At 60.4% G+C, this 11,356-nt stretch carries 10 protein-coding genes and 1 pseudogene; 5 read left to right on the forward strand and 6 right to left on the reverse strand.

Annotation, left to right across the window (positions count from 1 at the left end):
• The first annotated feature begins 116 nt into the window (after positions 1–116).
• Both IPK59_20425 and IPK59_20430 read left to right on the forward strand, forming a co-directional pair.
• The gene (locus IPK59_20425; protein MBK8161020.1) at positions 117–1,046 is read left to right on the forward strand and encodes a sugar ABC transporter permease; all 930 of its coding nucleotides are present in this window, start codon (positions 117–119) and stop codon (positions 1,044–1,046) included.
• Positions 1,046–1,928: pseudogene (locus tag IPK59_20430) on the forward strand (carbohydrate ABC transporter permease). The gene IPK59_20425 and the pseudogene IPK59_20430 overlap by 1 nt, the downstream one beginning before the upstream one ends.
• A 7-nt stretch (positions 1,929–1,935) precedes the next feature.
• Here the strand turns inward: IPK59_20430 and IPK59_20435 are convergent.
• Positions 1,936–2,430 (reverse strand): winged helix-turn-helix transcriptional regulator, encoded by a 495-nt coding sequence (locus IPK59_20435; protein ID MBK8161021.1) that lies wholly within the window; start codon positions 2,428–2,430, stop codon positions 1,936–1,938.
• Between the two features lie 138 nt (positions 2,431–2,568).
• On the opposite strand from IPK59_20435, the gene IPK59_20440 reads away from it, so the two are divergent.
• The 3 genes from IPK59_20440 to IPK59_20450 all read left to right on the forward strand — a co-directional run bounded on the left by IPK59_20440 (position 2,569) and on the right by IPK59_20450 (position 4,691).
• Positions 2,569–3,117 (forward strand): PAS domain-containing protein, encoded by a 549-nt coding sequence (locus IPK59_20440; GenBank protein ID MBK8161022.1) that lies wholly within the window; start codon positions 2,569–2,571, stop codon positions 3,115–3,117.
• 80 nt (positions 3,118–3,197) lie between these two features.
• A complete protein-coding gene (locus IPK59_20445; GenBank protein MBK8161023.1) occupies positions 3,198–4,169 on the forward strand; it encodes a GNAT family N-acetyltransferase in 972 nt (323 codons plus the stop codon).
• A 126-nt stretch (positions 4,170–4,295) separates the two neighbouring features.
• Positions 4,296–4,691 carry an MAPEG family protein gene (locus tag IPK59_20450; GenBank protein ID MBK8161024.1) on the forward strand — a complete coding sequence of 132 codons (396 nt, stop codon included), beginning with the start codon at positions 4,296–4,298 and terminating at the stop codon, positions 4,689–4,691.
• A gap of 203 nt (positions 4,692–4,894) precedes the next feature.
• On the opposite strand, the gene IPK59_20455 is transcribed toward IPK59_20450, so the two are convergent.
• The 5 genes from IPK59_20455 to IPK59_20475 all read right to left on the reverse strand — a co-directional run bounded on the left by IPK59_20455 (position 4,895) and on the right by IPK59_20475 (position 11,245).
• Complete coding sequence (locus IPK59_20455) at positions 4,895–5,644, reverse strand: hypothetical protein (GenBank protein ID MBK8161025.1); 750 nt, start codon at positions 5,642–5,644, stop codon at positions 4,895–4,897.
• 201 nt (positions 5,645–5,845) lie between these two features.
• The gene (locus tag IPK59_20460; protein MBK8161026.1) at positions 5,846–7,987 is read right to left on the reverse strand and encodes an SAM-dependent DNA methyltransferase; all 2,142 of its coding nucleotides are present in this window, start codon (positions 7,985–7,987) and stop codon (positions 5,846–5,848) included.
• A gap of 913 nt (positions 7,988–8,900) precedes the next feature.
• Positions 8,901–9,206, reverse strand: a complete 306-nt coding sequence (locus IPK59_20465; protein MBK8161027.1) for a hypothetical protein — start codon at positions 9,204–9,206, stop codon at positions 8,901–8,903.
• 350 nt (positions 9,207–9,556) lie between these two features.
• Positions 9,557–10,858, reverse strand: coding sequence for a 4-aminobutyrate--2-oxoglutarate transaminase (gene gabT, locus IPK59_20470; protein MBK8161028.1), 1,302 nt, complete (start codon positions 10,856–10,858; stop codon positions 9,557–9,559).
• Between the two features lie 204 nt (positions 10,859–11,062).
• The gene (locus IPK59_20475; GenBank protein ID MBK8161029.1) at positions 11,063–11,245 is read right to left on the reverse strand and encodes a hypothetical protein; all 183 of its coding nucleotides are present in this window, start codon (positions 11,243–11,245) and stop codon (positions 11,063–11,065) included.
• Positions 11,246–11,356 lie beyond the last annotated feature (111 nt).

Consider the following 11,356-nt stretch of genomic DNA (forward strand, 5'->3'; position numbering starts at 1 on the left):
CGGCGGGGTCGCGGGGCGAGGGAGCCGATGAGTATGCTCAAAGCCCCTCGCCCCCCTGAAATGGGGAGAGGGGTTGGGGTGAGGGGCGCCTTCTCGAAGTCAGGTACCGAATTCCGATGACCGCAACCACCCACCGCAGCAAGCCGCTCCTCGCCCGCATCGGCGAGAGCCGCGGCGCGCTCGGCTTCCTTTTCATGCTGCCGGCCGCAATCCTCCTGCTGCTGTTCCTCACCTATCCGCTGGGCCTGGGCATCTGGCTGGGCTTCACCGATGAGAAGATCGGCCGCCCCGGCATCTTCATCGGCCTCGAGAATTACGAATATCTGCTGGATGACAGCGTGTTCTGGCTCTCGGTCTTCAACACACTGCTCTATACCAGCGTCGCCTCCGCCCTGAAATTCGCCCTCGGCCTATGGCTGGCCCTGCTGCTCAACGAGAATCTGCCGTTCAAGGCCTTCTTCCGCGCCATCGTATTGCTGCCCTGGGTCGTCCCCACCGTGCTCTCCGCCATCGCCTTCTGGTGGATCTATGACGCGCAGTTCTCGATCGTCTCCTGGGTGCTGGTGGATTGGGGCATCATCGACCAGCCGATCAATTTCCTCGGCGATCCCAACAATGCGCGCGCCTCGGTGATCGCAGCCAATGTCTGGCGCGGCATTCCCTTCGTCGCCATCACGTTGCTGGCCGGCCTGCAGACCATTCCGCCCTCGCTCTATGAGGCAGCGACGCTCGACGGCGCCGGCTCCTGGCAGCGCTTCCGCTTCGTGACCTTTCCGCTCTTGACGCCCATCATCGCCATCGTGATGACCTTCTCGGTCCTCTTCACCTTCACCGATTTCCAGCTCATCTATGTGCTGACGCGCGGTGGTCCGGTGAACGCTACGCATCTCATGGCGACACTCAGTTTCCAGCGCGGCATCTCCGGCGGCAATCTCGGCGAGGGGGCTGCCATCGCCGTCGCCATGATCCCGTTCCTGCTGGCAGCCATTCTCTTCAGCTTCTTCGGCCTGCAGCGCCGCCGCTGGCAACAAGGCGGGGGTGAGTGATGGCCGTGAATATCAAGACGGGCGACGACGGCGGCATGACTTACCTCAACCGTCTGCCGCGGCGGCTCGTCACCATCTACCTGCCGCTCGCCGTCTTCGTCTTCGTGCTGCTGTTCCCGTTCTACTGGATGGCGATCACCGCGGTGAAGCCCAACCAGGAACTGACCGACTACAAGAATTTCAGCCCCTTCTGGGTGGTGGAACCGACCCTCGACCACATCAAATACCTGCTGTTCGACACCTCCTATCCGGGCTGGTTGTGGAACACGGTCGTGATCTCGGTGGTGGCGACGATCCTGTCGCTGGCGGCCTCCGTCTTCGCGGCCTACGCCATCGAACGGCTGCGCTTCCAAGGCGCCCGGCAAGTGGGCCTCGGCATCTTCATGGCCTATCTCGTGCCGCCCTCGATCCTGTTCATTCCGCTTGCCGTGATGGTGTTCAACCCTCGGCCTCTACGACACCAAATTCGCGCTCATCCTGACCTATCCGACCTTCCTCATCCCGTTCTGCACCTGGCTGCTCATGGGCTATTTCCGCTCGATCCCCTACGAGCTCGAGGAATGCGCCCTCATCGACGGTGCGACACGCTGGCAGATCCTGACGCGGATCGTGCTGCCTTTGGCGGTGCCCGGCCTCATCTCCGCCGGCATCTTCGCCTTCACCCTGTCGTGGAACGAGTTCATCTACGCCCTCACCTTCATCCAGTCTTCCGAGAACAAGACGGTGCCGGTGGGGGTGCTCACCGAACTGGTGCGCTCCGATGTCTATGAATGGGGCTCGCTCATGGCAGGTGCCCTCATCGGCTCGCTCCCCGTGGTGATCCTCTATTCCTTCTTCGTCGAGCATTACGTCTCGTCGATGACCGGCGCGGTCAAGGAATAGCCGCCGCTCACGACAGTGCCAGGAGATCCTTGCGCAACCGATCGGGGGCAGAACTCGGCAACTGCGTCTCCACCAGGGCGTGCTGCTGCTGCCAGATCGGCAGGGCCTTCGCCAGCAATCTGCGCCCAGCGGCGGTGAGCTTCAAATTCCGGCTGCGCTTGTCGTCGGGATCGACGCTGACCTGGATGAGCTTGCGCCGCTCCAGGGGCTTCAATGCCGCGGTCAAGGTCGTGCGGTCCATCGCCAGCAATTGCGCGACCGACCCCATCCCCGCCGGCACCGGCCGATTGAGCGACATCAGCAGTGAGAACTGCCCGTTGGTGAGATCGAGCGGCCGCAAGGCCTCGTCGAAGCGCCGGGCCAGGGCGCGCGCCGCCCGCTGCACATGGAGGCAGAGGCAGCAATCGCGCACATGGAGCGTGGTGGCATAGGGCACCTCGCCTGCCAGGAGAGGCGGCGGGTCCTTGAGACTCCCGCGCGGCTGCGTCGCTGCTTTGCTCATGGCAATGACTCTGTTGATATCAACCTTTTCTGTCAAGCGATGGCGACCCAGGCGCCAGCGACAAAAGCGCGCGTGGCATGAGCACATCTGGTGAACGAACCCCCTTGCCGACCGCCCGCGGCCTTGCCATGATCGGCGATGCCTCCGGACAGCGATCATCCCCAGCCCTATCCCCGCACCACCGACATGGCGGAGATGGCGCGCCGTTGCGCGCCGGAGACCTTGGGCTTCTACCGCTATTGGGACAGCAAGCGCCGGAACCCCGACGGTTCGCCGCGCCGGATGCCGAGGCGCAGCGACATCGACCCGCTTGAGATGAAGCGCTGGCTCCCCTTCCTGCAACTGATCGAGGTCCATGACCACCCCGACGGCCGCAGCCTCGTCTACCGGCTGGTGGGCCAGGCCGAGGTCGCGGTGCGCGGCTACAACCCGACCGGCCGCACGATCGCGGAATGTGCCATCGGCAAGGAAAGTTCGGATCCGATGGGCAATTACAATCTGGTCATCGATGGCCGCACGCCGGTCTATGACTGGTCGCGGATCCCGCACCCGGCCGGGTTCCTGGTGAGCCAGGAATGCATCCTCCTCCCGCTCTCCGATGACGATGCAAGCGTCAACATGGTGATCACCTTCGGCAAGATCGTCTCCACCCTCGACCAGGTGCGCAACCGCCCACCCAGACTGTGATCCGGATCACTGCCCGGCATCGCCGCAGGCTGCATGCTCGTCCCACCCGCCCCCAAGCCAACCTGACGAGACCTGCCCACATGACCCAGCCCACCCTTGCCCTCGCCGCCGATAACCCTGACGCCGATACCGCTGACGCCGGGGCCGCGCCCGGGGCCGGTCCCTTCGTCATCCCGACACTCTCCACGGCGCGCCTCGTTCTCAATGCCTTCACGGCGGAAGACGTGCCGGCGCTGGCGCGGATTCTTGCCAATCCCGAGGTCGTCCGCGGCATCACCGCCAACAGCTCGACCCCGGCGCGTGCCCGCAAGGTCGCTGCCCATCGCATCGGCTGGCACAACAAGAGCTGGGACAGCCACGGCCATGGCATCTGGGCCGTGCGCCTCCCAGAACACGACACAGCGGGCGACACCGCGCCCGGCAATGCTGGCACACCTGGCGCCCTCATCGGCTGGTGCGGCTTCTCACCGCCCGATCTCGGCACCGATCCGGAACTCCTCTACGGCCTCGATCCCCGGTATTGGGGCCAAGGCCTCGCCCATGAAGCGGCCAGCGCCGCCATCGACTGGCTGTTGGCGCAAGTTGCGCCGCAAGCCCCTCATCTTCCGGCCGCGCAATACCGGACGCCGCAGCAGAAGCCGCGGCCGCGCTTCCAGGGCATCTCGCTGGTGGTGTTCGGCCGCCTCAACCCGGCCTCGCTGGCGCTGGCGACAAAGCTCGGCTTCGAGCGCAAGGGCCGCATGAGCATGGCCGATTTCATGCCCGACCGCGTCTTTGCGAAGGAGGTGGTGGAGTATGAGATCTGGCGCCTCGGCAAATCGCGCAGCGACGATCCGGTTTTGTTGCTGTTCCAGGCCGCGTTCAAGGCGGGCCAGATCGCGAGCCTCCTCCCCAGCCAGGCCGCGCGCATCGAGCTTGCCCTGTGCGATGCCGCCTGCCAGCGCCGCGACATGCCCGACATGGACGCCTCCGAACGCCTGATGCGCACCCGCATCGCCTTCCAGGCCGGGCTCAACGAGCCCCATCTCGACTGGCTGCACCGGAAGAGATAAGGCTGGGGGAGATAGGGCTGGGGGCGCTAGCCTGGCAGCTCGGCGCGGCTGAGCGATCCACCAGGCCCCCGGCGCCGTAGAGTGGTGAGCAACCCAGCAAGGCGAGGCAGAGCCATGATCCTGACGATGAGCATCACCCCGCTTTATGCCGGCCCGCTCGCCCTCTTGTTCCTGATCCTCTCTTTGCGCGTGATCGGCCGCCGCCGCACGCTGCAGGTGGGGCTTGGCGATGGCGGCGATGCCGACCTCGCCCGCCGCATCCGCGTCGCCGCCAATTGCGGCGAGTATGTCCCGCTGGTCCTCATCCTGATGGTTCTCGCGGAACTGCAGGGCGCACCCCACTTTCTCCTCCACGCCACCGGCGCCGCCTTGCTCGCCGGCCGCGCCCTGCACGCCTATGGCGTCAGCCACGCACCGGAGAATTACCGCTACCGCACCACCGGCATGATCCTCACCATCGCCGCCCTGGTGACGGCCATGAGCGCCACGTTCACCCTGGGCGTGATGCAAGCGTTGGGGTGAGCAGGCGCCCCGCTTCTTCTTTCTCCTCCCACCTTCAGGGGGAAGGGGCGTCGGCGGTAGGGGGCGCAACTGAAAGTTCTTGCCCCCGGGCACCTCATCCCCTCTTCCATTGAGGGTGAGGGGTATGGCATGACGGCCCTCCGTCGTTCTCCGTACTTTGTCTGCGCCATATAGCAACGCTCGCATAGAGATGTTGCGTCGGGTCACGACGTTCGGAACTGACAGTGAATCAGCTCTTGCTTTAGATATTTAATGCAAGCTGAAACCCATCGCGTTAGACCCACCTCGGCATCCGGTGCGTTCTGATGAATTGGTTTAATATCTGTCGCTTGTCCGATCCACCATGGTTCAGCGCTTGCAAAATGCATGCGTTCAATCGTAGCGAGACTTGTTAGGCTCATTACATCAGAATCCGCTGAAGCTTTGGCGAAATCCTCCACTAGATCGGACTCATCAGAAGAAAAATCTGTTTGCTTTTTGACAAATGTCTCTCTGAGAGTTTCGAACAAGTCGAATTGCCAGTGCGGATGACCGGCGCCCGCACTCTGAAAGGACAATCCTGCGCCATTCCAGTCACGAATCCCTGACCACTCTGCTCGGAAAATCTGTGGTTTAACTGGATCCCCAACAAATCCGAAATGCACGGTCAAACCGATGTGGCGAAACGTAAAGGGCCTAGGGCCTTTGTCCATGTTCCAAACTTCATTGAAACCCAGCCACGCGTTAATGCCATGTGACAATTTCATGAGCGGCACGACAGAATGAGTCCCGCCTTTATTGCGCTCTATGCGCTCACTGGCTGTACCGATTAGACCCGCCCAAACACCTTCAGATTGGTATTCCGGCTCAACAAGAACCTCGCCGCGATCAAGCTCCAATAGGGCACTAAAGTCTCGGCTGAGGCCCATCCAGCGGTGATCAAGGGCCGCTCTGGTCGCTGTCAGCGGCGACAATCCATGCTCAGAGGTCTGTGAGGACGCGCGTGCCATACAAAACCGTTACAAAGTTGATCTACGGGATCTCCAGACCGGGTCTGCTAGATTGATAGACAGACCAAGCGTGGCAAGCTCATTTATAATTCGCCCCCGTTCGGGATCAATGCTGAGATCCTAAAATTTAGTACTGGTATAGATTCTACGTGACGAGTGCTCAAGTCATACTGCCCCCTGCAACATGTGGAGCATAGAGGCCAAAATCCGAACAAATACTGTTGAATTGAAAAAGGCGACGTAAGCAGCAAGAATTTGTGTGATTGGAAGCGATTCTTCCATTGCATTTGAAAGGGCATCTTTTGGAAACCAAGCGTGTCCCATAACAGGAACGTATGTTGCTTCGTAGTCACCCGCAAACCCACCTTCGGCTGCAAAAAACTTCGATACGATCTTCGGTGTCGGCGAGAAACTCCAGGCACGAGGGCGCATTAACCCCCACCAATCTGACCGTCGCGCCCTAACTATCGAGGCACGCTTCATTAGTCGGTCGCGATATGGCTCAAGGAAACGATCAAAATACCTAGGCACCGCGGCTCTTACTTTCTGCTCATCACTAAAAAGTGGGCCAGATTCGGAGTGCGGGAAAAATAGCCGATACGGTTTTTTGACGAGCCCATTCTGAATAGAGTCCGACATTGTAGCCAAGCGAAAGAAATGTCGTTCTTTCAGAGGCAACTTTTGCCAATCATCTTCAACTAGTAGCAAGGCCTCATTTAGGCCGGTTTGAATGCCTTGGCGAACATCGAACAGGTGACTTAAGGCAGGCAGTTGAGTGTCTTGTAGCGCCCGCAAAATGCGATCACTGCTTGGAGATGGGAACCGCCAAGTTGAACGCCGCCTCAAACCGGATAGTGGTATGGGAAACAGACTCCATTCTGTTTCTGTTATTGGCGTGGAGGGCGTCTTGTAGTTCAGCTTACGAAGCCATCGGAGAGCACCTCCCGTCGCCTTTGGATCATTTCCAGAAACAAGCGCCGTCGCGTCTTCCGGGTGCAATGACTTGCCATTTCGGATCACTGCACACGCCACCTGTACCATCGCGTGGCTGAACAATCCAAAATCACCGATCGAGGCCAGCAGTTGAATTTCTCCCAAGTCTAGTAGCATTTCGCGCCATGGCGCTGCGGCTTTTAGCGACAAAAGACTAGCTGGGAATAATGCACCCAACACACCTCCTGGCTTGAGTGATTGGAGCCCCTTTATGATAAACGCCATACTTAAATCGCCGCGCGCAGTCCCGGCGCCGGCCATCGCCGCGCGCAATTGCTCACGTTGGAGCGGCGTCTGCGATCCAAATGCGAGGAATGGTGGATTCATGACTATGAGATCGGCTTTAGGAACCCCGAGGTCTGCAAGCGAATCGCCGGCGTGTAACTTAAGCTTAACCCCACCGGCTGGCGACCAATCTCGTAAGGCAGTATGCAGGACAAAACCGGCCATCGCGATGGCCGCTGTGGAAATGTCCTGCCCAACTATAACTAATTGCCCCTTGAACTCTGAACGCCGCAACGCGCGGAGCACCTCATGAAGAAATGCTCCTGAACCACAGGCCGGATCGCATATCGTCAGTTGTTTGCGAGTATGTATATGGCCTAACGCACCCAAAGCCTGCTCCACCACGCTACGAGCGAGCGCTGGAGGGGTGTAGTGTGTGCCCCCGCGCGAGGAAACCTTTACGTCTGGGGCACCAATCAAGCCAAATAAATCTAGGGAGTTAGGAGCGCGAAGCAATTCAAAGTGGGCTTCTTGAAATAATTGTCCGCCGGCGTGTCGCACGGCTAGCGCCGGATGCAGTTTCAACAAAGAAAGAGACCCAGAGGCACGAGAAATTTCATCCTGTGCAGCGGCGAGCCCAACTGAATCGAGGCTAGCTTGTAAGTCCAAAACATCTGGCGCTAAACCGAAACGCTCTGGATGCCCCAGAACTTCTTCATGCGCGATCATTCCCGCAAGAGTAGCCACGAATATGTCGGTCGTACGTTCATCGGCAATTCCAGCAGCATGACTCAATGACCTTATGCGGCGGAATAATCCTAGAAGGTGATCAACTACACTCTTGTTGGATCTCAGCCGATCGTCTGTTAGGTAGCTATAGAACTTGATGAGACTGCGCTCCACCCCACCGCGCTCAAAAATTCTCGGCTCGTTTGGCCGATCCCACCGAACGACAGCAACACGATTTACCGTCACAGTGACATGATGGGGAATGTCGCTCGACCAGGCCCATGCGGCGGGATCACCTTGCCGCCACAAATCTTCTTCCGAAGTAGACAAAGCAAAGGTTCCGTAGCCACCATCAAGCATGACGTGGTGTTGCCCCGGCGCTACCGATTCTCCGTGCTCAAACAGTGGTGCTATCGCCAGTCCGAATTCACGGCCCCAAGAACTGGCAATTTCTGAGATACTCATCGATGCACCACGACAGCTGGAAATAAGCCTAGTTGGTCTGGACGCCCTGGTAGTCTCAGTCCAATTGCTAGTGCGCTCAAATGCGCATCAAGAGGTACCGCAAGGTAGGAAGCACTGAAAACTATCTCACTCTCTGCAACCAAAAGTGCATCATTGGTGCTTGGAAAGATAGCCCAGGTATTCCAAAGGCTGGGGAAAGATCGAGCTTGCAACTGTGTCTGGCAGCAACCGATTGCCATTGTCCAAGCACCCACTTCGACACCAAAGTTGTCGTGTAGGTCCTTTAGGAGGCGCAGCGCGAGAATTGTCTGCCAAGAATAGAGAGCGTGCCGTCCGCGCCCGGCGGCGCGAACATCAGGCATGACTACACCGCGCCTCCCACACCACTCTTTTAGTTGGTGCGGCGAAAGGCCGGATAGGGCTATGGCATCGGCGGCTTGCATAAGTTGCATTTATGAGTGGTATCATACCGCTCATCAAGGGGCAACTGCCAATCCTTCAATAGTGCTTAAAAGTGCCGCAGGTTCCCGGGCCATGTTTTCTTGATCTCCCGCCCCAATCGAAAACCCCATTTTCGGTTGCTCGCATATCTGAGCCAAACCCGCGGTTGATTTCGGATGACGCTGGCGAAGTTGCCCATCGGGCTTGTCGCTGGCAATACCGCGGACAACCGCCAGTTGATAGCGTGATACAATACATCATTTTTGGATCAGCTACGTTCTGAGTATTGCTGTGCTTCTTGACGACCAAGGAATTGGCCTACCGCTTCCGGGTCGGCCTCGCCCGACCCCTGAATCGCAGCACCGCGTCATTTGATATTCTGAATGATCGCGTTCTGCGTATCCGAGTTCTTCTTGAGCAGGTTGGAGCTGGACTGGCTGGTCGTGCTGCGGCGCGCCGTCTGTTCCTGGACGGTCAGCTGCCCGAGTTCATTCCCTGACGGTGCGGCATTGCCGCCGGTGCGGGTTGCCTCGTCCGGGTCCGTCTTCAGATTCGAGATGCTCCCCAGCAGACGGATGCCGTCTCCGGCGGCGGCAGGTGCGGCCGGGATGGCGAGGGTGCCCAGCGACAGGGCAAGAGCGAGGGCGCGCGAGACTGTTGAGGTGCGTGACATGGCCTATCTCCTTGAACCTTGTGGAACCGGGATGGACGATCAACTGGGGGTGAGTTGCGTGTGGGCACGCTCCCGTTCAAGGGTCGGCGCGCGCGGCTGTGCGCGGCGTCACGCTCGGAGCGCAAAGTCGGATAAAGAAGCCCCCCACCCCGACCCTCCCCCTGAAGGGAGAGGGAGAAGGGGAGATCGGGACTGTGGCGGCCCCCACCCCTTCCCTCCCCCTGAAGGGGGAGGGGGCTGGCAAACGGCGGAGTTCCACGCACAAAGAAAAAGCGCGCCGGGCACTCCGCCCGACGCGCTTCATTCTTCAACCACCCTACCCCTCGGGCCCGCCCGAGGGATAAGCGCAGCTACGCCACTTTCGTCGCGCCCTCGATCGCCTGGGCGATGGTCTTTTCCAGGATGTCGAAGCCTTCGGAGATCAGCTTCTCTTCCGCCACCAGCGGCATGAGGAAGCGGAGCGTGTTGGCATAGACGCCGCAAGAGAGCAGGATGAGGCCGTTCTCGCCGGCCTTCTGGGTGATGGCCTTGGTGAGCTCGGCATCGGGCGAGCCGTCCGACTTCACCACGTCGCAGGCGACCATGGCCCCTAAGCCCCGGATGCCGCTGATGCGGTTGCCGAAGCTGTTGCGCTTCTTCATGTCGTTCAAGCGGTCGGTCATCTGCTTGCCGATGATGTTGGCGCGCTCGACCAGCTTTTCCTCTTCCATCACGTCAAGGACCGCGTTGGCAGCGGCACAGCCGATGGGGCTGCCGCCATAGGTGCCGCCTAAGCCACCGGCCGCGGGGCCGTCCATGATCTCGGCCTTGCCGATGACGCCGGAGAGCGGGAAGCCGCCGGCCAGCGACTTTGCCACCGTGATGAGGTCGGCTTCGATGCCGCTATGCTCATGGGCGAACATCTTGCCGGTGCGCGCAAAACCGGTCTGGATCTCGTCGACGATGAACATGATGCCGTGCTTGGTGCAGATGTCGCGAAGTGCCCGCATGAACTCGAACGGCACCACGTTGAAGCCGCCCTCGCCCTGCACCGGCTCGATGATGATCGCCGCCACATTGTCCGGGCCGATATCGGCCTTGAACAGGGTCTCGAGGATCTTCAGGCTCTGCGCGCCGCCATCGTTCAACGCCGGGTCCGGGAACGGCACGTGGAATACGTCCGAGGGGAACGGGCCGAAGCCGGTCTTGTAGGGGGCGACCTTGCCGGTCAAGGCCATGCCCATCAGGGTGCGGCCGTGGAAAGCGCCGGAGAAGGCGATGATGCCGCTCCGCTTGGTGTAGGAGCGCGCGATCTTGACCGCGTTCTCGACCGCTTCGGCACCGGTGGTCAGAAAGATGGTCTTCTTCGGCGTGGAGCCGGGCGCCAGCTTGTTGAGGCGTTCCGCCGAGCGGATATAGCTCTCATACGGGTTCACCTGGAAGCAGGTGTGGCTGAACTTGTCGAGCTGGTCCTTCACCGCCTTGATGATCTTCGGATGGCCATGGCCGGTGTTCATGACGGCGATGCCGCCCGCGAAATCGATATGGCGCTTGCCTTCGACATCGGTGATCTCGGCGCCCTTGGCGCTCTCGGCAAAGATCGCATAGGCGTTGCCGACACCCCGTGGCACGGCCGCCACGCGGCGCTGCTGCAGATTCGCATTCGACGTCATGTGATATCCCTCTTCATGATCTGGGCGCGGCTGATGATCCGGCGCCTTTTGGAAAAGCCGCGCGGACTATATCCCAGGTGCCGGGCACGCCGAAACCCCGCCGCCCCGCAATGCTGGGCTGTGGCGGATTCATCCCTCTGGCAGAAAATTACTTGAGGCGCTGACTCGGGATTGGTTGCCGATCCACCCCAACTTTATGTTGGGCTAGCCGCGCAGGCGGCGGATCGCATCGGTCATCGATTGGCTGCCCTGGGCGTCGCGGAGCCGCCGGTCGAACATCTGGCGGGCTGCTTCCGCCTCATGGGCGCGGTCGGTCACCCGGACCGGGATCATCTGAGGGGCCGGCGTGCCGGCGATCATCTCCATTAACCACTTGCCGATCTTCATCACGCCCTCCCGCCCTGGGGTCCAACAGACGCTCAAGGTACGGGACGGGCGTTAATGAAGTCTGAAAGTCGACAATATCCCTCGAAAAGTCGCAAATATCCCCGTCTTTGG

The sequence above is a fragment of the Rhodospirillaceae bacterium genome, from assembly GCA_016712715.1.
Lineage (GTDB): Bacteria > Pseudomonadota > Alphaproteobacteria > Dongiales > Dongiaceae > Dongia.

Coding starts and splice junctions, on each gene's coding strand:
- IPK59_20425 (MBK8161020.1), top strand. CDS start 117: ATGACCGCAACCACCCACCGCAGCAAGCCGCTCCTCGCCCGCATCGGC.
- IPK59_20435 (MBK8161021.1), bottom strand. CDS start 2,430: ATGAGCAAAGCAGCGACGCAGCCGCGCGGGAGTCTCAAGGACCCGCCG.
- IPK59_20440 (MBK8161022.1), top strand. CDS start 2,569: ATGCCTCCGGACAGCGATCATCCCCAGCCCTATCCCCGCACCACCGAC.
- IPK59_20445 (MBK8161023.1), top strand. CDS start 3,198: ATGACCCAGCCCACCCTTGCCCTCGCCGCCGATAACCCTGACGCCGAT.
- IPK59_20450 (MBK8161024.1), top strand. CDS start 4,296: ATGAGCATCACCCCGCTTTATGCCGGCCCGCTCGCCCTCTTGTTCCTG.
- IPK59_20460 (MBK8161026.1), bottom strand. CDS start 7,987: ATGCTTGATGGTGGCTACGGAACCTTTGCTTTGTCTACTTCGGAAGAA.
- IPK59_20465 (MBK8161027.1), bottom strand. CDS start 9,206: ATGTCACGCACCTCAACAGTCTCGCGCGCCCTCGCTCTTGCCCTGTCG.
- gabT (MBK8161028.1), bottom strand. CDS start 10,858: ATGACGTCGAATGCGAATCTGCAGCAGCGCCGCGTGGCGGCCGTGCCA.
- IPK59_20475 (MBK8161029.1), bottom strand. CDS start 11,245: ATGAAGATCGGCAAGTGGTTAATGGAGATGATCGCCGGCACGCCGGCC.